Annotated in this window: 15 protein-coding genes; 1 reads left to right on the forward strand and 14 read right to left on the reverse strand. The window is 67.1% G+C overall.

Translation table 11 applies throughout. From position 1 onward, the window contains the following. Positions 1-37: 37 nt before the first annotated feature. Both OEB96_RS20365 and OEB96_RS20370 read right to left on the reverse strand, forming a co-directional pair. Positions 38-289: an acyl carrier protein gene (locus OEB96_RS20365; protein WP_266218027.1), complete on the reverse strand. Its 252-nt coding sequence runs from the start codon at positions 287-289 to the stop codon at positions 38-40. Between the two features lie 57 nt (positions 290-346). Further along, a complete protein-coding gene (locus OEB96_RS20370; RefSeq protein WP_266218028.1) occupies positions 347-2137 on the reverse strand; it encodes a fatty acyl-AMP ligase in 1791 nt (596 codons plus the stop codon). A gap of 247 nt (positions 2138-2384) precedes the next feature. Between OEB96_RS20370 and OEB96_RS20375 the strand changes: the two genes are divergently transcribed. Then, positions 2385-3242, forward strand: coding sequence for an acyl-ACP desaturase (locus OEB96_RS20375; RefSeq protein WP_266218029.1), 858 nt, complete (start codon positions 2385-2387; stop codon positions 3240-3242). Between the two features lie 18 nt (positions 3243-3260). On the opposite strand, the gene OEB96_RS20380 is transcribed toward OEB96_RS20375, so the two are convergent. The 12 genes from OEB96_RS20380 to tssK all read right to left on the reverse strand — a co-directional run bounded on the left by OEB96_RS20380 (position 3261) and on the right by tssK (position 20382). Beyond that, complete coding sequence (locus tag OEB96_RS20380) at positions 3261-5141, reverse strand: acyl-CoA dehydrogenase family protein (RefSeq protein ID WP_266218030.1); 1881 nt, start codon at positions 5139-5141, stop codon at positions 3261-3263. Between the two features lie 3 nt (positions 5142-5144). Further along, positions 5145-5651 (reverse strand): acyl-CoA thioesterase, encoded by a 507-nt coding sequence (locus OEB96_RS20385; RefSeq protein ID WP_266218031.1) that lies wholly within the window; start codon positions 5649-5651, stop codon positions 5145-5147. After that, positions 5641-6651 (reverse strand): type 1 periplasmic-binding domain-containing protein, encoded by a 1011-nt coding sequence (locus tag OEB96_RS20390; protein ID WP_266218032.1) that lies wholly within the window; start codon positions 6649-6651, stop codon positions 5641-5643. Before OEB96_RS20390 ends, OEB96_RS20385 begins: the two co-directional genes overlap by 11 nt. Positions 6652-6673: 22 nt before the next feature. Continuing rightward, positions 6674-6949 (reverse strand): acyl carrier protein, encoded by a 276-nt coding sequence (locus tag OEB96_RS20395; RefSeq protein ID WP_266218033.1) that lies wholly within the window; start codon positions 6947-6949, stop codon positions 6674-6676. A gap of 50 nt (positions 6950-6999) precedes the next feature. Next, positions 7000-8808, reverse strand: a complete 1809-nt coding sequence (locus OEB96_RS20400; protein ID WP_266218034.1) for a B12-binding domain-containing radical SAM protein — start codon at positions 8806-8808, stop codon at positions 7000-7002. A gap of 42 nt (positions 8809-8850) precedes the next feature. Then, positions 8851-10674 (reverse strand): fatty acyl-AMP ligase, encoded by a 1824-nt coding sequence (locus OEB96_RS20405; protein WP_266218035.1) that lies wholly within the window; start codon positions 10672-10674, stop codon positions 8851-8853. Positions 10675-11195: 521 nt separating this feature from the next. Next, positions 11196-12677, reverse strand: coding sequence for a type VI secretion system contractile sheath large subunit (gene tssC / locus OEB96_RS20410; protein ID WP_266218036.1), 1482 nt, complete (start codon positions 12675-12677; stop codon positions 11196-11198). 70 nt (positions 12678-12747) lie between these two features. Beyond that, positions 12748-13260, reverse strand: a complete 513-nt coding sequence (tssB, locus tag OEB96_RS20415; RefSeq protein WP_266218037.1) for a type VI secretion system contractile sheath small subunit — start codon at positions 13258-13260, stop codon at positions 12748-12750. Between the two features lie 285 nt (positions 13261-13545). After that, positions 13546-14496, reverse strand: coding sequence for a type VI secretion system-associated protein TagF (tagF, locus tag OEB96_RS20420; RefSeq protein ID WP_266218039.1), 951 nt, complete (start codon positions 14494-14496; stop codon positions 13546-13548). Positions 14497-14503: 7 nt separating this feature from the next. Beyond that, positions 14504-18226 (reverse strand): type VI secretion system membrane subunit TssM, encoded by a 3723-nt coding sequence (gene tssM, locus OEB96_RS20425; protein WP_266218040.1) that lies wholly within the window; start codon positions 18224-18226, stop codon positions 14504-14506. An 18-nt stretch (positions 18227-18244) separates the two neighbouring features. Further along, on the reverse strand, positions 18245-18913 hold the full coding sequence (locus OEB96_RS20430; RefSeq protein WP_266218041.1) for a DotU family type IV/VI secretion system protein: 669 nt from the start codon (positions 18911-18913) through the stop codon (positions 18245-18247). A gap of 89 nt (positions 18914-19002) precedes the next feature. After that, complete coding sequence (gene tssK / locus OEB96_RS20435) at positions 19003-20382, reverse strand: type VI secretion system baseplate subunit TssK (protein WP_266218042.1); 1380 nt, start codon at positions 20380-20382, stop codon at positions 19003-19005. Between the last annotated feature and the right edge of the window lie 42 nt (positions 20383-20424).

Here is a 20424-nt window from a genome sequence, read left to right on the forward strand (position 1 = left end):
GCGAGCCTCGCGGTCGGTCCGTGTCCGTGTCCGGGGTCTAGGACTTCATGGACGATCGGATCAAGGCCACGAATTGGCCCAGGGTCTCGACCTCGGGCAGCGCCGTCTCGTCCAGCATGATGTCCAGCCGGTCCTCGATGTAGCCCGACGTGGTCGTGGTCGCGAGCGAGTCCAGGTTGAACTCGTCCAGGCGCGTCTCCATCGTCAGGTTCGCGACCGATTTCTTGAGCTTCGGCTTGGCGCTGATCAAGGCCTCACCGATCAACTTCAGCAGTTCTTCGTCACTCATGGGGCACCCCCGGTTGGTAGGTCGAGTCCATCGTCGAGCTCACTTGCGAGGACGAGCTCATGGACCTCGTCCGCCGCTCTTCAAGAGTCGTCGCCACCCGGAATGTATCACGCGCGCTCCCAGGCGCACACGATCCACGAGGTCGCCCGAGGTCCGGGTGCCTTCCCTTCCCAGGCGGCCCTCGACGTACTGCCTCCGGGCCTTGGCGCGCTGCAGCTTTCCCGACGACGTCTTGGGCAGCGTGCCGGGCGGCAGCAACACGAGCGCGTCCACCGGCGTGCCGCACACGTGCAGCACCGTTCGATGGATCTCCGCATCGAGCTCGGTCGTGTCCTCGAGGTGTGTCTCGGCCAACACGACCAGGGTCTCTCCTTCGTCCGTCATCACGCCCAGGGCGCAGGCATTGCCGGTGCGGACTCCTTCGATCTTGTTGACTTCCCACTCGATCGACGCGGCCGGAATGTTGCGTCCGCGAATGATGATCATGTCCTTGATTCGACCGGTGATGTAGAGGTGTCCCTCATGGAGGTAGCCCTGGTCGCCGGTGTGCAGCCAGCCGGACGAATCGACCGGGAACTCGACCTGCTCTTCCTCGTAGCGGGGGCACACCGATACCCCATGGATCAGCACCTGACCCTGCGCGGTGTCGGGCAGATCGTGGCCGTCGTCGTCCACGATCCGCAGCTCTTGCCCGGGCAGCACCCGCCCGCACGACACGTGGCGCTCGACGTCCGGCCCGTCCTCGCTCACCTCGTGTGCGCGGCCCGTGGCGTGGAGCTCCTTGCGGTTGACCATGCGCTCGCGGAAGCGCTCGGTCAGCGGCTTCATGGTGGTCGCGACGGTGGCTTCTGCCAGGCCGTAGGCGGGCAGCAGGGCCGACTCCCGCAGTCCGCAGTGGCTCCCGAACGTCTCCACGAAGCGCGTGATCGCCCCGGCGGGGATGGGCTCCGCGCCGCAGCCCAGCGCCTTGACGCACGACAGGTCCCAGCGCTCGAGGTGCTCGGGGGTCGCGGAGCGCAGGGCGATGCTGTAGGCGAACGCCGGCGCAAAGCTGACGGTGGAGCGATGCGCCGCGATGGTGTCGAACCAGCAGTTGGGCCGCTTGAGATAGCGGACGGTCGGGATGAACACGACCGATACGCCCCAGTACATCGGCCCGAGCACGAAGCCGATGAGGCCCATGTCGTGATAGAGCGGGACCCAGCCGCAGCCGCTGTCGACCTCGGGATCCATCGCCAGACCCGCGCCCATGAACGCGCGGATGTTGTCGACCAGGGCGCCGTGCGTGACTCGTACTCCCTTGGGGATGCCGGTCGATCCCGAGGTGTACTGGAGGAACGCCACGTCGTCCGGGCGGACCCGCGGCTCGTCGATCGTCGCGCCGGCACCGACCAGATCCGTCGACTTGACGATGGCGCGCACCGACGGGATCTTGGCGGTGAACGACCATGCGATCCGGCCCAGCTCCGGGGCGATGATCACCAGGGCCGCCTGGGCCGACGCGATGATCCGGGCGGTCTGCTCGAGGTAGCCCTCGAGGTTCCCGAGGTGGATGGGCGGGTACAGCGGCACGGGGACCGCTCCCATCCGCAAGCAGGCCAGGAAGGTCAGCACGAACTCCTCGGGGGAGGCGATGATGAGGGCGACCCGGTCCCCGGCCCGCAGCCCCAGCGCCTGCATGGCGGCGGCCCGCCGCAGGCACTCGTCGCTCAGCTCCGGGAACGACAGGCGTCGCTCCTGCCCACGATTGTCCTGAAAGACGAAACCACGGCCGGGATTGTTGCTCCCGACCTGCAGTAGGGCCTCGTGAAGTGTGCTGTAGTGATGAGGCTCGGGAGCCGATGCCACCGTGGCACTCCAGGCAAGGACGGCTCGGGCCAGAGCCTCTTGCGCCACGGTAGGGGAGGGCGGGCACGCTGTCAACGTGGAGGCGCGCCGTCCGGCGCGGCACGTGCTCGGTCGCGCCCGCGCAGCCACCACGCCGGGACGGCGGCTCGCATGTGATCGCCAGCCTCCGAGCCCAACGCGAACCGCGCGTCGACCGTGACCCCGTCGTCCGTCCTTCGCCGAGTCAGTACACTATGACCACATGGCCATGAATCGCTCGCGTCGTAGTCGCGAAAACCTGTACCGCATGTACATGGAGTTCTTCGAGCGAGCGGAGCGGAAGCGACGCTGGAGCGTGTTCGAGGACATCCCCTGGGAGCTGCACGATCCGTCCCGCAACGACGAGGAGCGGGCGCTGAACGTGGAGACGTTCTGCGCGGTCGAGCTCTACCTGCCCGACTTCGTGTCCAAGGGCGTCAACCTCGTGCGCGAGTGCTTCGGGCAGACCTGGTTCCAGGTCAACTGGGGCTACGAGGAGAGCAAGCACGGCCTGGCCCTGCGGCTCTACCTGGAGAATACCGGCCAGCGCACCACCGCGCAGCTCTTCGATCTCGAGGAGTCGATCGCGGCCAAGACCTGGGAGCTGCCGTTCCACACCGCGCGACGCATGACCTGCTACGGCGCCATTCAGGAGTCCAGCACCCTGCTGGCCTACAAGCGCTTGATCGCCGACAGCAAGCGACACGAGGACGAGCTGCTGGCGGCCATCCTCACGCTCATCGCCCGCGACGAGGCCGCTCACGGGGAGTTCTATCGCCAGGTGCTGGCGGTCGAGCTCGAGGAGGACCGCCAGGCCGCGCTCGACGACCTGGCCTACGTGGGACTGAACTTTCGCATGCCGGTCCTCGATCTGTTCGATGATCTGGATGCGCGCCTGCGTGCGCTACGGGCTCACGATGCCTTCGACACCTGGGGATTCCGCGTCAAGATCTGGGCGCCGCTGCTCAAGAAGCTCGACGTCTCTCGCGAGGAGATGCAGCAGGCCTATCGCCGCGTGAGGGAGAGGGAGAGGGAGGCGCGGCGCGAGCAGGACGCGGAGCCCGGCGACCGGGCCGCCAACGCCTGAGGCCGGGAGCCGCGCCCCTTACCGGACCAGCTCGGGGGCCAGCCCGGGCGCGACCTCGGGCGCGAACTTGGCCGGCAGATCCGCCATCAGGCTCGCGTCCGGGAGCATCGTGCTCGGAATGCCGAAGGCGTCGATCAAGACGTCGACGTCGTCGATGAGCGCGCGGGACATGCTCAGGATGCGCTGCTCGACCTCCAGGCCGCGAAGGCGCAGCCCCAGACCGGGCGGCTCGCGGTCCGCATACCAGCCCAGGTTGCGTGCGATGGTCGTCCAGCCGTGCAGCTCGCACAGGCGCCGCAGCAGCGCCGCGGCGCCCTCGTGCTCGGCGGTGCTGGCCACCGTCAGGAACTGCCGGTGGGTGATCAGCTCGGCGTAGGCGCGTCCGAGCTCCACCGCGAAGGTCAGCACCTCGTTCCAGGCGTCCTCGATGTCCTCGTGCTGCTCGGCCTGGCGCCGGAACTCCGTGCGCACGAACTCCAGCAGCTCCTGGTAGCGTCCGACCAGCAATCGTTGCTGGGCCTCGAGGACTCCGCCGTCGGCATCGTGCGAGGCCGTCGGCGCAAGGAAGGGATCGGCGGCCGCCCGGCGGGCGGAGTTGCCCACCAGGATGCGGGCCGCGTACTGATACAGCACGGTGATGTCGCCGGCCGCATGGGCGAAGCCCTGGATGTCCAGGTAGCAGCGGGCAATCTTGTTGCGATGTCGGAACGAGTGCACGCTGCTGCACTCGCGCGCATCGCCGATGACGCGCATGGCGGTCTCGTACGAGTAGGCCTTGTACGCGGCGGTGGCCGGCTGGATCGCGTAGGGAATGGGGGCGGGCAGGAATCGCTCCGCCTCCGTGTGGAGACGCTCCATCATGAACGACAGCGCGTACGTGTCGGCGAACCCCCGCATCAGGCGACGCTGGTGGGTGGTGTAGTCGATGACGGCGGTCTCCGACTCGCCCGGCTTGCCGAACTGTCGGCGAGTCCGGGCGAAGCGCGTCGCGATGACCATGGAGATCTTGCACCCCGACGACGAGAACGGCACCAGGCGCTCGATCATCAGCGGGGAGACCTGGGCCTGGAACAGGGCGTTGGCCGCTCCGTACTCGCTGACGTGCTCGCCCTGCGGCGTGACGTCGGAGAAGCGATTGAGCAGGTTCTCCCGGGGGATGCGCACGTGGTCGAGGAACATGCCGCCGATGCCCACGCCGTTGAGGCCGATGAGGTTGTCACAGTCGGCGATGCGCACGCCGGGCAGGGGCTTGCCCTCGTCGTCGCGGATGGGCACGAGGAACGAGTGGGGGCCCTTGTTGCTGCCGTCGGGCAGGTGGAGCTGCGCCATGACGGTGGCCAGCTTGGCGTTGTGGGCCAGCAGGGCGATGGCCCACTTGGCATCGTGCCAGCTCGGCGTGTTGACGATGAACTCCTCGGTGCTCGGATCGTAGGTGGCGATGGTGCCGACCTGCCGCAGGTTGCTGCCGTGGCCGACCTCGGTCATGCAAAAGCACGCCGGAATCTCGTACGAGTCGACCTCGGAGAACCACTTGCGGTGGCGCTCGGTGCCCAGGTGCACCAGGCTGCCGCCGAAGATCAGGTAGCCGGCGAACAGCGTCGCCGCCACGCTGCCGTCGACCCAGCACGCCTGCTCGCACAGCTTGAAGAACCGAGTGGGACGCTCCCGCAGGTCGTCGAGCGTCATCAGGCCGGAGTTGAGCATCTTCTCGACGATGACGTGGGTCTTGACCCGGTAGCCGTACAGGTCTTCGTCGTCATAGTCGTAGTCGGCGCTCCAATTGGCCTGAAACCACGCGCGACACTCGCGGGCGCAGTCCTCGTTGGCGGTGTTGAGCAGCGCGTAGAGACGGTCGACGAGCTGCGCGCGCTCGTCCTCGGAGAGCTCGTGACCGGACATGGCCTACCTCCGTCGCTCGAGGAGCTCCTCGATGTAGTCGTCGGGCCAGCGAGGCTGCGCTTCCAGGTGGGAGTACAGCGTGGCCAGCCGGCTCGAGACCTCGGCGGGCACGCGGGTGATGAGCCGGCCGTTCTGCTTGAGCAGGACCTGCCGGGTGCGACCGCGGGCCACCTCCTTGCCGCCGTCCTTCTGCACGATGCGATAGTAGAAGTCGAGGAACGGCATCCGCAGCCGGTGGCGCAGCAGCGTGGCCTGGACGATCAGCTCCTCGTCGTCGTAGGCCACGTGCGTGTAGCGGACGTCGACGTCGACCATGGGCACCGTGAGGTCGAACTCCAGCAGGTCCGAGGGGGTGAGCCGACAGAATCGGGCGATGTCGGCCCGCGCGCGCTCGAAGTAGGCGAGCACCCAGCCGTGCCACATGTAGCCGAAGCGATCGGTCTCGCCAAAGCGCACCCGCAGGTCGGTGCAGTAGTAGCCCAGCACGTCGAAGGGCGGCTCACTGGACATCGTCGAACGCCTTTCGCATCGCCTCGTCGACCGAGACGCCCAGCGCCTCCAGGCGGACGGTGTTGAGCAGGCTGCGGACCCCCGGGTCCGGGTGATAACCCACCTCGTCCATCGACTTGCCGTCGCGCAGGATCATCAGGGCCAGGCCCGCCAGCACCTGTCCAATGCGCTGGAAGTCCGACGAGAAGTCCATCACGCCCTCGGCGCTGATGATGGCCGCGTTGTTGACCCACGCCAGCGGGAGCTCGCTGGCGCGCGTGTGCCGGAACAGCACCTCCGGCGCGCCCGGCATCAGCAGGGTGTCGTTGAAGCCGAGGACGATGCTCTCGGGCCCGCGCTCGATCGTGGCGAGCCCCGCGTCGAGCTCCTCGGGCGAGGTGTAGGGCCCCTCGAAGTAGTCGATGCCCAGGCGCTGGCACATGAAGTAGACCCCGCGATAGCCCAGGTAGGGCGAGCCGCCGGGGATCCACATGGACTCGTTGCGCGCGCGGTGCAGCCCGTAGACGGTGCGGATGCCCGGGAACGCGAACTCGGAGTTCAGGTTCAGCGGGACGTACAGGCGCCGCGCCATCGGCAGCACCTGCGTGAGCAGGCGGAAGCGCTCCCACTCCCAGATGAGCGGCAGGTTGAGCCGCACCCCGGCGAAGTTTCGCTGGTGCACGAGCTCGAGGCCGTGGTTGTCCGGGTGGGCGCCGAAGTACAGGGTGGGGATCGCCTCGTTGGCTCGACTCCAGCGAATGGCGCCGTCGGTCCCGGGGCAGATGGTGAGCTGGCAGCCCTGCTCCCGCAGGCGCGCGGCCATGCTCGCCACCTCGGCGGGGTCCTCGGGCAGCCGGATGAAGTCGAGCTCGAACTCGCTGAGCCCGCTCTTGTTGCGGATGAGGCCCGTGACGAAGCCGTTGATCCAGCGGTTCTTCTTGCCCATCTTGGCATAGGGCTTGTCCGGATCCGGCTCGTAGATGTAGTTGCTGACTACGGAGACTTTGTATTTGTCGGTCATGCGGCCCTCGGCGGCGAGCCGCTCAGGTGGAGCGTCCCAGGGTGTCGAGGATCAGCTTGGTGAGGGAGCCGACGCTGAACCCGGCCTCGGCCTTCTCCTGCTCCTCTTCCAGCCAGTCGTCGAAGACGATCTCTTCTCCGAACGCGTCCTCCACCCGAACGCCGATCTCCACCAGCTTCAGTGAATCGAGTCCAAGACCCGAAAGCGTCGACTCCGGTCCGATCTCTTGCCCCTCCAGCTTGGGCTCCACGGCGATCAGGATCTCGGCGATCTTCTTCTCGACTTCTCGTTGGTCCATGCAATCTGCTCCTCTTGCCGATGTGCCGCCTGGGGCCCATTCACATGGTGTCAATGAACACGGGGGGACGCGGGGATCCTATACGCCTCACCCGAGTCCGGCAAGCTCGGCCGTGGCTCGGCTCGACTCGGGTTCGGTGACTCGCGCGGGCGCACGACCAGCGACTCGAGCCGATAGGGCTTCTTCCCTCCGCGATTCTCGATGCCGGCTGCATAGCTATAGCAACGCTGGTCGTCGGGACGCGGGCCGCGTTCGCGGCCCGCGAGGTGCTCGTGCTCGACCTCGGCGCGGCGCAGCAGCATGGCCTCGTAGTCCTCGTGCTCCCGCGAGAACGGGCCGAACAGCTCGGTGATCTCGCGGCGGAGCTCACGAATGCCGCTCGCCACTCGCTCGGTGGGGGCGAAGGTCTCGCAGCTCCGGAGCAGCGGGCTGTAGGCGCGAATCCGTCGCTGGAAGTAGGCCGCCTTGGGCCCACGCAGCTGCTCGTGCTTCGAGTTCTTGCAGGTCCGATAGCCGTTGACGTTGGTCCGCAGCACTCGCATGACCGAGGGGCCATGGGTCTCGTACAGTGACGCGTAGACGTTCTCGACCACGTCGAGCAATTGCGGGTAGTCGAAGTTCTTGGGCTCGAACGTCTGCCCGTACAGGTGGTAGTTCTCCCACGGGTAGCGGCCGCCGTCCTTGGCCACGGTGTTGAAGCGCTTGGCCCACGGCATCTCGGGCTCGATGGTCAGGATCGACACCTGCTGGAAGGTCGCGCCGAGCGACACGAAGTAGGCGATGTCGCGGGAGATGTTGGCGGTGTTCTGGACGTCGAGGCCGGCGATCCACGAGCCGATGGTCTTGATGCCGGAATCGTGCAGCGTACGAAACACCTCGGTTGCGTCGGTCAGGCCCTTGGGCGTCTCCTCGCCCCAGACCTCGAGGGCGCCGTTCTTCTTCTTGGCCTTCTTGAGATTGGTGAACAGCGACTCCACGCCGACCCACACGGTGTCGAGCCCGCACAGCAGCAGCTCCTCGGGGTCGTACTTGCACACCGCGCTGATCGAGCCGAACGTGAAGAAATTCAGGTGCTCGAGGCCCAGCTCGTCGTCGTTGCGGATCATCGCGCCCAGGTTGGTCACGCGATCCTTGTAGTCGAGATAGTTCTCGTCGTAGATGTTGACCGACGTCGTGAACGGGTTGGTCTTCCAGTAGTTCTTCATGGCGGCGAAGATCGCCGCCTCGTCCATGAGCTGGTCGCGCCGACCAGAGGTGTAGAAGCTGGTCGCACAGAACGGACAGCGCTTGGTGCAGCCGAGCGACGCCAGGATCGCGCCCACGGAGCCCCTTCGCCGCTGGCTGATCCAGGGCAGCGACGAGCCCGACATGGGCATGCGGCACACGACGGGCTCGTGCTCGCGCTGGCCGAGCAGGCGCCGCAGGTACTCCACGCCCTCCTCGCGGCAGATGTGATCGTAGTCCGGCGCATGGTCCACGCTCTTGTGGTCGGGGAGGCAGATGACGCCGTAGCCACCGATCACGATCTGGGCGTTGGGCTGCAGCTCGCGGATCAACGCGCTCATGTCCCGGAGCTTGTTGATGTCGCGATTCATGAACGAGATGCACACGTAGTCCCATGACCCCTGGCCGAGCTCCTGGATGAAGGCCTCGCGGGTGGGCCACTCGAGCACGCGGCTGGGGCTGTCGACGTTCTGGGCCAGGATGTGCAGCGGCCACGCGTGGGCGTGCTCTTCCATGGTGAAGATGCCCTGGCCCCGGGTCAGGCGATAGGCCATCTGATCGGTGGCGGCCCAGCGATCGAGGATGTGCGCGGGATCGTAGATGGTCGTGAACAGGATGCTCGGCAACGCGGTCATGGTTCGTCTCGTTCCCGATTGGGTTCGGTTCGAGTCACGGCACTACCTCGAGAGTCTCGCACGAAGATAGCCGAGTTGGCTGGAGAGCAGGACCTTGACCAGCTCGAGGCGGTCGGCGACGACGGACGGCTTCGCTCCCTGGTGAAAGCCTCCGCGCAGGTACATGTCCTTGGCGGCCACGCGCTGGAGCTTCCCGCTCGAGGTCTTGGGCAGCGTGTTGGGCTCGAGGATCAGGACGTCACGCGCTTCCACGCCGACGTCGCGGCGCACCAGCTCGTGCAGCTGCCGCTGCAGCACGGCGTCGGTCTGCTCCGCGTCGGGGCGTCGCTCGGCCAGGATCACCACCGACTCCTGCCCCTCGCCGTCTGCGCCGGGCGTCAGGCCATCGACCCCGAACGCGATGACATTGCCGCGGCGGATGCCGGGGTTGTTCGACACGGCCCACTCGATGTCCTGGGGAAAGTAGTTGCGACCGTTGATGATGATGACTTCCTTGAGGCGCCCGCACACGTAGAGGTTCCCGTCGTGCAGGAAGCCGATGTCACCGGTCTTGAGCATGTCCCCCGCCATGGCGCGCGCGGTGGCCTCGTCGTCGTCCCAGTACCCGCGCATCACGCTCGGACCCTTGATGCGGATCTCGCCGAGCCGGCCGTCCTCGAGGCGCGCCTCGCTGCGGGGGTCGTCGATGTCGAAGATGCCCAGATCGTGGTCGTGAAACCATCGGCCGCAGCTCGTCAGCTCGATCGTCCCCTGCTCGTCTTCGGTGGAGCCCTCGGCGGGCACGGCTCGGCCGTGCTCGACCAGCTCGTGCACGTCGAAGCGGGTGCTCTGCACGCCCTGGCCCAGCGGGCTGAAGGTCACCGCCAGCGACGACTCGGCCAGCCCGTAGGTCGGCAGGTGGGCGCCGGCACGAAAGCCGAGCGGCGCGTACATCTTCGCGAACCTCTCCATGACCTCGGCACGAATCGGCTCACCGCCGCTGCCCGAGGCGCGCCAGCTCGACAGATCCACGCCCTCCAGCTCGGAGAGCGGTGCACGCTTGCAGCACAGGGCGAAGCCGAACGTCGGCGAGAACGAGATCGCGGCGCGGTCGTGGGAGATGAGGCGCAGCCACAGGGACGGTCGCTTGAGGAACACCAGCGGCGGGATGTAGTGGATCCGCCGCTGATAGACCATGGGGCCCAGCATGAAGCCGATGAGGCCCATGTCGTGGTAGAGCGGCAGCCAGGACACGCCCGTGTCCTCGTCGGTGACGCGCAGCCCGTTGGCCATGAAGTGCTCGATGTTCGCCATCAAATTGCGATGGGTGAGCGTCACGCCCTTGGGACGGGACGTCGAGCCGCTGGTGAATTGCAGGAACGCGACGTCGTCCGGCTCGATCGCGACCGAGGGGCAGCCCCCTCGATGCTCGTACAGCGTCGACACCGGGACCACCCGGCGCTGAACTCCGTTCGACACGGTCAGGCTGCCGAACAGCTTGTGGATCCGCTGGGACGCCACCACCACGCGTGCATCGCACGAGACCAGGATGTGCATGACCCGATCCATGTAGAGCGTCACCTGCGTCAGCGAGTGGGGCGGGTGGATGGGCACCGGAATCACGCCGACGCGCAGCGCCGCCATGAAGACGCTGATGAACTCCTCGTTGTCGATGATGACGAGCGCCACGCGGTCGCCCTTGCGCAGACCGAGCTCGAGCAGGGCGCCGGCGATGTCGGCGGTGCGGTCGGCGAGCGCGCGAAACGTGGTGTCGGTGGAGATGATCGCCTTGGAGTGGACGGAACGCTCGGACAAGAACCGAAATCCATTCCCCTCCTGGGCGTTGCGCAGATCCTCGATGGCTTGGGACAGAGTCGCGTAACGCATCCTAAGGCACATGTTCGTTTATAGGGGAGGCCCCGCGAGCCGTCAAATCGACGCGACCATCGAGCGCGGCCGCACTCGGCTCGGCTCGGCTCGGCTCGGCTCGCAACCGCGCGCATCACCGACGCTCCCGTTGTCGCCTTGCCGCGAATCACGGAGAGCGACGAATGCATCGAGCCAAAGCGCTCGCTCGCAACAGCCACGAATGCGCCCGACGTTGCACGTGGGGACCAGCGCAACTGAATGCAAGCCACAAGACAAAAAAGGCCCCAAAGGACCTCGATGAGCCCCCTGTGGGGGGCACCTGGCGGTCTGCTTGCCTACCGCTTTCCGCTGGCCGCAAAAGCAAAGAGGCCCCGAAGGACCTCGATGAGCCCCCCCTGTGGGGGGGCACCTGGCTGTCTGCTTGCCTACCGCTTCCGCTGGCCGCAAAAGCAAAGAGGCCCCGAAGGACCTCGATGAGCCCCCCTGTGGGGGGGCACCTGGCTGTCTGCTTGCCTACCGCTGGCCGCGGGGGGCTACGGCTAGTTCTTGTCGAGCTTGCCCACCAGCGACAGCGTGAACGAGGCGCCCATGTACTTGAAGTGCGGGCGCACCTGGATGGTCGAGCGATACCACCCGGGCTGTCCGGGCACGTCCTCCACGAGGATCTTCGCGGCGCGAAGCGGCTTGCGCGAGCGCACCGCCGGGGCCGGGTTCTCCATGTCGGCGATGTACTGGCGCAGCCACAGGTTGAGCTCGCGCTCGAGGTCGGCGCGCTCCTTCCACGTACCGATCTGCTCGCGCTGCATCACCTTGAGGTAGTGCGACAGGCGGGTGATCACGAACATGTACGGGAGCTGAGTGCCGAGTCGGTAGTTGGTCTCCGACTCCTTGCCCTCGGGGGTGTCGGCGAAGATCTTCGGCTTTTGGCAGGAGTTGGCCGAGAAGAACGCCGCGTTGTTGCTGTCCTTGCGGAACACCAGGCCGATGAAGCCCTGCTCGGAGAGCTCGTACTCGCGACGCTCGGTGAGCTGGATCTCGGTCGGGATCTTGGTCTGGATCTCGCCCATCGCCGGGTACTGGTGCAGCGGCAGGTCCTCGACCGCACCGCCCGCCTGCGGGCCGATGATGTTGGGACACCAGCGGTACTTGGCGAACGAGTCGGCCACCCGCGTCGCAAACGCCATGGAGGCATGCCCCCACAGGTACGAGTCGTGATTGCCGATGCACTCCTCGTTGAAGTTGAACGACTTGACCGGGATGGTCTTCTCGCCGTAGGGCAGCCGCAGCAAGAACCTCGGCATGCAGAGGCCCACGTAGCGCGCGTCCTCGCTCTCGCGGAAGGCGTGCCAGCGGGCATACTGCGGGCCCTCGAACAGGGACTGCAGGTCCTTGAGCTTGGGCAGCGCCTCGAACTTCTCCTCACCGAAGAACTCGGGCGAGGAGTTGGCGATGAACGGGCAGTGGCTCATGGCGGCCACGGCAGCCGCATTCTGCAGCAGCTGGATGTCCTGCGGGCCGGGGCCGAAGTCGTAGTTGGCGACCATCAGGCCGAACGGCTTGCCGCCGAACGTGCCGTACTCGGCCGAGTACACCGTGCGGTACAGCCCCGACTTGGGGATCTCGGGCGAGTCCTCGAAGTCGTCGAGCAGGTCCTGCTTGGAGCAGTTCAGCACCTCGATGCGAACGTTCTCGCGGAAGTTCACGTTGTCGACGAGGTACTTGAGACCGCGCCACGCCGACTCCAGCTTCTGGAAGTCCTGGTGGTGCATGATCTCGTTGATCTGCGCCGAGAGCCGCTCGTCGATCTCGGCGATCATCACGTCGACCGCCGCCTTGTCGATCTTGCGGTACTTGTCCGAGGAGCTGAGCACCTCGGTGATGAAGGTCTCCACGCCCTGCCGGGCGATTGCGTAGGTCTCCTGCTCGGGGGTGACCTTCGCCTCGGAAAGGAGCTCGTCGAGCAGCGACCCGCCCAGGGTGGTGGTGGTCGCGCCTTGTGCTTGCTGTTGCTCGTCTGCCATCGTCGTAACCGTTGAAGAGGCTTGAGGTTGTCCGTTTCGTGGTTCGTCCTACCGGGCCGATGCCTGTGGCCTACGAGCCGCCGCCCTCGCCGCCGCCGCCTTCGCCCATGCCCAGCTCGTCCATGAGCTTCTTGCGCGAGGCATCGTCGTCCAGGAGGTTCTGAAGCTGCTTGCGGAACGCGGGGCGGTTGCCCAGCGGGCCCTTGAGAGCCGTCAGCGCGGCGCGGAGCTCGAGCAGCTTCTTGAGCTCGGGCACCTGGTTGGCAACACCCTCGGGGGTGAAGTCCTTGAGGTTCTTGAACTTGAGCGACACCGCGAGCTCGGAGCCGTCGTTGGCGCCCGAGAGCTTGTCGGCGACGTTGAGATCGACGCCGAGCTCGTGCTTCTCCATCACCTCGTTGAAGTTGTCCTTGTCGATGTTGATGGGCTTGCGGTCCTCGACGGCGCGGTCGTCGGTGCGACCGGTGTAGTCGCCGATGGCGAGGATCTTCAGCGGGAGCTCGACCTCTTCGGCACCATCGGTGGCCGGCTTGTAGACGATGTTGACGCGCTCCTTGGGCGCTACCGATCCTTCTTTTGCCATCCTGATATCCTCGTCGTGGGAGCGGGGGTTCGGGGGTTCCTCGCCCGCGATGGGGTGGGGCGTAGGAGGCCCGCAGGCTATCAGAAAACACCGAGCGTGGGGCAAGGCTCGAGTGAGCCCGCCGCTGCGCGTTCGCGTACGTACGGTGATCCCGCGATCGAGGCCACCAAACCGACGCGAGGCACCAACGTGACGCATCGGGCTCGACGCTTCCATCGGGGTAGAGGGGCGCGCCGTTGCGGAACCGCGAGCGAGTGCTTCGTACTCGCTCGACCTCACCGACCGCTAGCCCTCGGGCGGAGGCGGCGGGGTCAGCAGAGCCGCAAGCAGGTGCGAGGCGGTCGGGGCGGGAGGCTCGAGCGCCTTGAGGACCGCGGGGGGAAGGCTGGCTCGACCGTGCTCGATGCTACGAGCATTGTCGGTGAGCGTGGGCCACAGGCGCTCGGCTCGAAGCGGTGGATCGGCCAAGTAGTGCAGCACCGCGGGCTCGGGTGAGCCCAGGGCCAGCAGCAGCCGTGGATCCCTCGAGTCGGCACCGCTCCAGAACAAGCACGGAGGGCTGCGGTGCCACTGCAAGAGCTCCTGGGCGAGGCGCAGCCAGAAGACCAGCTGAACGTCGTCCGAGGCGTTGCACTCGAGCACGGTGGAGGCCTGGGCCACCGCACCGCCCTGCACCATGCCGCACGCGGTGAGGAACATGTTGAGGCCGTGGTACTGCACCCCGCCTGCCACGGGGCCGAACAGCGCCTCGAGCAGCGCCTGTCCCGGGGTCGCGTCGAGCGCGGCGGAGCCCCACATGCGCGCCTCCTCGAGCTCCTGCGGCGCGGGCAGCGGGAGCGTGGCCAGGTGCTGCAGGAGCACGTTGGGCTCGGTACCGGCGGCCTGGCCCAGCATCGCCGCCGCGCCATCGAGGAACGGCGCGTATGCCGCTGGGAGGAACGGGAACCGGTGCACCGCGACCGGCATGTCGAGATAGACGAACGTCGACAGCGGAAACAGACGGCCGACTCGGTCCTGGCTGGGCACGAACACGCCCAGGCACGCCCCCGTGCTCGCGGGGTCGCGATAGAGGAACCGCACCGGGGCGGGGGGCAGCGGCTTGCCCCGTCCGACCACCACGTCGACACCGGCCTGCAGCCACTTGTCGAGCTGACGGGCCACGGGGTGGACCGCGTTGAACGCCACGAAGTCACCCATCGCGGGCAGCTTGCCGAACAACGCGAGGCGCGGGTTCATGGTGGATTCAGCCTCCGCCGCAGGTGGGGCCGCCGATGACGATCTGTCGCGGCGGGGAGAGATCGGGGTGCCGGAACACCTGCATGAATTCCACCCCGCGCGCACGCGTGCCGTAGATCGGGGTGTCGTCGAGGTTGGGCTTGATGAGCACGGTGATGATGCCCGCGCTCTGATCTCGGATGTCCCACTCGAACTTGAACGTGTCCTTGGTGGCGTCACCCGTGGCGGTGCCGGCCTCGAGCAGCCGGAACAGGCCCCACTCGCCCTCGTGTGGCCCCACCTCGCCCTTGGTGCCGAAGCCCAGCGCGCTGATGTGTCCCTGCTTGGGATCCTCGCCCGGCCAGGTCATGGGCTTCCACTCGAAGGGGCCGTTCTTGTACTCGATCTGCTGGCCGTCGACGGTGAAGATGGTGCGGCTGACCGTGCCCACGTTCTTTGCCGCGCCCTGCACCTGCACGCTGAACTCGAACGTCACCGCGTCGGTACCGGGCGGGAACATCACCGTGGTCACCGCCTGGGCGCGATCGAGGAAGTCGGCCACCTTGGGGTTGATGGCGTTGGTGGCCTTGGCCCCCCTGGTCTCGATCGTGTAGCCCTCGTGGCGCCTGGGGATCCGGGCGACCAGCAGGTTGTTGTAGAACTTCCACAGCGTGCCGGTCTCGGGCTGGAAGTAGCCCGCGAAGTCGGCCAGGGCCACTTCCTTGCCCTTGGTGTCGAACGGGTAGCGCTTGGCCAGCTTGCTCCACGGCCGCACCACCTCGTCGCACCAGGCCTTGGTGAGGTCGGCGCCCGCCTGGCCTCGACCCACGCTCTCGAGCCCGCGCACGGGCGGCCGCAGCCACTTGTCGAGGGTGGTGCTCCAGCCCTTGGTGTCGGTGTCGTTGATGAGCGAGTCGACCGTGTTGCCCGCCGACTTGACCGCGCCGGCCAGCGCCTTGGCGTCCTCCTCGGTGTCGTTTTGCACCTTGCCCTTGACGGCGACCCGCAGCTCCTTGAGCGTCTCGATGTAGTCGTCGACCGGCACGCTCGGTGGCGGCGGGCGCGGGCCGTCCTCGGGGGCGGGCGGCGGCTCGGCGTAGCCGAACCCCACCAGGCCCTCGAACGCGTACTGCACGTCGTACTCGTCCTTGAGCAGCGAGGCCTGGGACTTCTTCTTCTTCTCGCGCTCCATCTTGCGGCGCCGGGCCTGCTCGGCCGCGATGCGCCCCGCCTTGCCCTTCTTCTGCAGCGCCTTGGTGGCCTCGCCCTCCACCGCGTCGAGCACTCCAGACGTGGCCTCCTCGGTCTCCTCCTCCTCGGGCGGCGGCAGCGTGGTGTGCACGGCCAGGTTCTGGCACAGCCGCTTGAACGATGCCGGCTCGCCGCGGGTGAGGTCCTCGAGCACCGTGAGCGCGTCGTTGTAGTTGCCCGGCTGTCGCACGTTGATCGCGTTGATGAACTGCATCCACTCCTGGATGTACTGCTCGAAGTACAGCGAGCGCAGCTCGGCCAGCTGCTTGTCGCGGTCCTTCTTCATGTCCTCCTCGGAGATGCCGAGCACCCACTCGTCGCCCAGCATGTCGTCGAGCGGAGCATAGAGGCGATCGCGAACGTACTCCTCCCACGCGGTGCGGGTGTACTTGCCCTGCACCTTGCGGTTGTCGTTGCTCATCGCCTCGCGCGTGTCGGTGAGCAGCTTGAGGTCGAGGTCGGGGGTGTCCACGTCCTCGAGGATCTGGGCCAGCAGCGCCTGCGTCCGGTTGGTACGCATCAGGATCTTGCGCACGTCCGCCACCAGCTTGTCGTCGCGCTCGAACAGGCGATCGGGCTCGGTGGCCAGGATCGCCACGTAGGCGCGGGCCACCTCGCGCATCTCGCCCTTGCTGGCCACGTCGCCCGCGATCTCGAGCGGCTTCTCCCACAGGGTGGCGACGCGCTCGGTCAGCCACGCCTGCTCGTCCTCGTTCAGGCCCGGCTCGGACTCGGGGCGCTCGCCCTCGACCGGTGCGGTGATGAGCAGGTACATCCGCAGGCGATCCTTCATCGCCGCGTGCTCGTCGTCGGGCGCGGGCTCCGAGAGCTGCCCGTACTGCAGCTTGAAGCGCTTGAGCTCGCGGATCTCCATGTCGCGGATCGGTACGAGCAGCTCCTCGCGCACCGCGGTGAAGTAGAGATCGCGGACCGGCGGATAGATCTCCTCGCCCTGGTACATGCCCCAGCGGCTGCCGATCGGGGGGCCGTCGTCCTCGTACTCGAACAGCTTGCGCTCGACCCGGCGCAGCGGCTCGATGCGCTCGATGCGGATCGGGTCGACGCTCTCGGTCTCCGCCTTCTCCTGGTAGTGCTCGTTGACCTTGGCGACGGCGTCGTCGGTCTCCTCGAGCAGCTCGCGGTTGTTCTGGAACGACATCACGGGCAGCACGACCATGCCGCCGGCGGTGGCCATCAGCCCCGCGCCGATGCCGTGCCCGACGAGCCGGGCTCGCTTGATGCGAGCGGCCGAGCGTCCCGCCACGTAGCGGTCGGGGAACAGCACCTTGGTGAACAGCTGGCCGAGGAAGTAGCTCTTGGCCTCGACGTGCTGCGGGTTGTGCATCATCTGCATGCGCGGCTGCACCCCGAACGCCTCCGCCATCGAGTTCATGATGCGGTCGATGGGGCGGCCCTCCTGGGTGCCGCTGGTGAAGTAGCAGCCGCGCATGATCGGCGACTCGTTGTAGATGTTCTCGGCGAACAGCTCGCCCGTGAACATCGCCAGCGCGTCGCGCATGGGCTCGAAGTACTGCGGGAACGCGAAGATCTTGTCGCGCATCTCGAGGCTGCGTTCCTCGCTCATGCGGCGCAGGGCTCGGCGCTCGGTGACCCCGGCCAGCTCCTGGAAGTGCTCGGCGAACACCCCCATGGGGTCGCGGATCTTCTTGGAGATCGGGAACGTGAAGCCCCAGATCTGGCCGCGCTCGTTGTTGCCGAGGTCGCCGAACGTCTCGACGAAGCCCGGGATGAGGTCGCACTTGGTGAACAGCACGTACACCGGCACGACCATCTCGAGCTTGTTCATCACCTCGTCGATGCGCGCCCGGATCTCGCGGGCCTGCGCCACGATCTGCTCGGCGTGCACGTCGAGCAGGTCGGTGATGGCGATCGCGGCCAGCACCCCGTTGACGGGGGCCTTGGCGCGGTTGCGCTTGAGCATCTCGAGGAACGCCATCCACTCGTCGTGGTCGCTCTCCTCGGTGGTGTAGCGGCCCGCGGTGTCGAGGATGACCGCGTCGTTGGTCATCCACCACTGACAGTTGCGGGTACCGCCCACGCCCTGGACCCCGCCGCCGCTCTTGCTGAGGTAGGGGAAGCGCAGGCCCGAGTTGCGCAGCGCCGTCGACTTGCCCGAGCCCGGAGGCCCGATGATCATGTACCAGGGCAGGGCGTAGAGGGCCTCGGCCGGGCGCTTGCCGCCGAGCTTGGAGGTCTTGAGGGCGGCGACCGCCCGCATGAACTCGCCCTTCATGGCCTCGATGTCGTGCTGCAGATCGGGGCGGGCGCCGCGGGCGTGCTGATCGGCCTGGGCCTGCAGCGCCTTTTCGATCTCCTTGGCGGCGCGCTTGGCCTTGATGACGCGGTAGATCACCACCGTCAGCAGCACCGCAAGGATCACGATGGTGGAGACGACCGCGATCCACAGCGGCAGCTTGAGCAGCAGGACCGTGGTCCAGACCGCCGCGATGAGGAGCACCGAGAAGATGTACTTGAGCATCGGTCTGGCTCCTTGGTCCTAGCCGCCGACCATGGTCTCGATGCGCTCGGCCTGAGACTCGGTCTGGGAGTTGAGGGTCACGCGCAGCACGATGAGCAGCGCCAGCGCGAACAGCAGGGCGAACAGCCCGATCCAGATCGTGAGGAAGCCCTGGCGCTGCCGGTTGATGCGCTCCTTGGGTCGCAGGTGCCGCTTGGACAGCGCCTCGGGGCGCAGGATGCCGGCCAGCGCGTCCTGGGCCCGCCGGGTCACGGCGGCCAGCTCGAGCTCGCCGCCGCGGATGGCGTACTTGCCCAGGAAGCCGAACAGCAGGCACTGGTAGTAGACGCGCAGCACGTCGATCCGCGACGGGTCGCGGATGATGTGCTCGAGCCGGTAGAAGAAGCCCTCACCGGCGACGTTTTCGTTGAAGTAGTGCAGCTGGAGCGGGTTGCTCATCCACACGTCGCGGATGCCTCCGGGGCGCCGCAGCGCCAGCTCGTCGGCCAGGGCGACCAGCGCGTAGGCCATGTCCTGGACGTCGTGCTCCTGCATGCCGGCTTGCCGGCCCTTGATGAACACGCCATCGATGAACGAGATGAGCCGCTGGTGGAACATCTCGGGAGCCAGGTGCCCGTCGTCGGCCAGATTGCGGATCTGGATCAGGGCGTTGAAGCACTCGGCGGTGACTTCGTTGACGCGATCCATGGGGCTTGCTCGAGGGGGGCCGCTTGGAACGGCCGGACCGGGGTTTGGGGTTCAGGGCGAGGGCCGGGGCACGAAGCGTGCCGCCGACCTCAGGCGTCGGTGTTGCGATCGGGGATCCCCATCAGCTGAATCTTGGCCTTGGAGGGATCGAAGGGCGGAGGCAGGTACACGGCGACCGTCTTCTCGGAGATGATCTGCTGCCAGAAGCGGTCGTCGGTGCGCACGATGAAGTAGACCTGCTTGGGCCGCACCGGGATCTCGGGCGGCGGGCGGTGCGTGGCCGTCAGCGGCGCGCCGGGCGTCGCGGATTGCACGATCGTGTTGATCGTCTTCCACGAGGCGATCTTGCTGAGCTTGGGCAGGCGGTTGGCGGTCTCCTGCTGCGGCGACTGGGCCTCCACCGCCAGCACGTAGCGCGGGCAGCGAACGAGGCGCTCGTCCTTGAGCTGGCCGATCCACATGCCGTCGGCGCGGGGCTCGAGCGGCACGGTGATGCAGCGCTCGCGCACGGTCGCTCCGAGCATTTGGTTGATCGCACCGAACAGCGGCTCGAACGTGGAGCGCAGGTCGCCGTAGTTGAACTTGGGGAAGCTCGAGGGATCGATCTCGCTCGAGAAGCTGGTCAGCTCGCCCGCGAGCTGGATGAGCGTCAGGAACAGCTCGAGCGGCGACGCGAGCTGGTTCTCGACCACGTGGCGCATCACCGGGATGTGGGTGTTGAGCGCGTTGAGCAGCAGGAAGCGGGTGATGTCCTGCGAGGTGAACTCGACCGCGGACGCGTCGATCTGGCGTCGCGTCTCGGAGAGCGCGCGCTGCTTGGTGAGCATCACCGACAGCAGCTCGGTGGCCCACGCCACCAGCACCTTGCTGCCCGAGACGAACACGCACGGCGGGATGTAGTTGCGCGAGAGCGAGAACGAGCCGGTGGGGTCGCGGACGATCTCGGCGATCTTGAGGGTCTCGAAGTCCTCGCGTTGCTCGTTGCCGAACAGCATCACCAGGTTGGGTCGCCCGAACCCGATGATTTGCTCGGTCTTGGCGATCGTGAGATCGGGCACGGGCCGGTTGACGGTCTTGTAGCGAGCCACGGCGGCGTCGTCGACCGCATCCTGGTAGTTGGGGATGCCCTCGCGCGCCATCGGCACCGCGAGGTAGACCTCGAGCGTGGTGGCCGTGCTCGAGAAGTGCTCCTCGATGGGGCGGCTGGGCGGGCCGCCCACCTCGCCCACGCCGTAGTCGACGGGGAGCCCGGCCGCGAGCACCCCGGTGAACGCGACGAGCTTGAGCACCCCGCTCTTGAGCTCGCCCTCGTCGATCTTCTGGCTCGCCACCCCGAAGTGGTAGGGGCTCAGCGCGGCCAGTCGCGCGGCCAGGGTGGCCTCGTGAAAGAGGTCGTTTTGTTGCAGGTGCTGGGGGCACATCAACATGCCCTCGCTCCAAACCACCCTATCGAGATGCCGTCGCGCCATCGCTCGTCGATTCCTTACTCGGTCACGCTCGCATCACGTCAG

The sequence above is a fragment of the Paraliomyxa miuraensis genome, from assembly GCF_026337845.1.
In the GTDB taxonomy this organism is placed as follows: Bacteria; Myxococcota_A; Polyangia; order Nannocystales; family Nannocystaceae; genus Paraliomyxa; species Paraliomyxa miuraensis.

Bases quoted from the DNA above. Each gene is read 5' to 3' on its own strand.
- OEB96_RS20365 (WP_266218027.1), bottom strand. From the start codon at position 289: ATGAGTGACGAAGAACTGCTGAAGTTGATCGGTGAGGCCTTGATCAGC.
- OEB96_RS20375 (WP_266218029.1), top strand. From the start codon at position 2,385: ATGAATCGCTCGCGTCGTAGTCGCGAAAACCTGTACCGCATGTACATG.
- OEB96_RS20380 (WP_266218030.1), bottom strand. From the start codon at position 5,141: ATGTCCGGTCACGAGCTCTCCGAGGACGAGCGCGCGCAGCTCGTCGAC.
- OEB96_RS20385 (WP_266218031.1), bottom strand. From the start codon at position 5,651: ATGTCCAGTGAGCCGCCCTTCGACGTGCTGGGCTACTACTGCACCGAC.
- OEB96_RS20390 (WP_266218032.1), bottom strand. From the start codon at position 6,651: ATGACCGACAAATACAAAGTCTCCGTAGTCAGCAACTACATCTACGAG.
- OEB96_RS20395 (WP_266218033.1), bottom strand. From the start codon at position 6,949: ATGGACCAACGAGAAGTCGAGAAGAAGATCGCCGAGATCCTGATCGCC.
- OEB96_RS20400 (WP_266218034.1), bottom strand. From the start codon at position 8,808: ATGACCGCGTTGCCGAGCATCCTGTTCACGACCATCTACGATCCCGCG.
- OEB96_RS20405 (WP_266218035.1), bottom strand. From the start codon at position 10,674: ATGCGTTACGCGACTCTGTCCCAAGCCATCGAGGATCTGCGCAACGCC.
- tssC (WP_266218036.1), bottom strand. From the start codon at position 12,677: ATGGCAGACGAGCAACAGCAAGCACAAGGCGCGACCACCACCACCCTG.
- tssB (WP_266218037.1), bottom strand. From the start codon at position 13,260: ATGGCAAAAGAAGGATCGGTAGCGCCCAAGGAGCGCGTCAACATCGTC.
- tagF (WP_266218039.1), bottom strand. From the start codon at position 14,496: ATGAACCCGCGCCTCGCGTTGTTCGGCAAGCTGCCCGCGATGGGTGAC.
- tssM (WP_266218040.1), bottom strand. From the start codon at position 18,226: ATGCTCAAGTACATCTTCTCGGTGCTCCTCATCGCGGCGGTCTGGACC.
- OEB96_RS20430 (WP_266218041.1), bottom strand. From the start codon at position 18,913: ATGGATCGCGTCAACGAAGTCACCGCCGAGTGCTTCAACGCCCTGATC.
- tssK (WP_266218042.1), bottom strand. From the start codon at position 20,382: ATGGCGCGACGGCATCTCGATAGGGTGGTTTGGAGCGAGGGCATGTTG.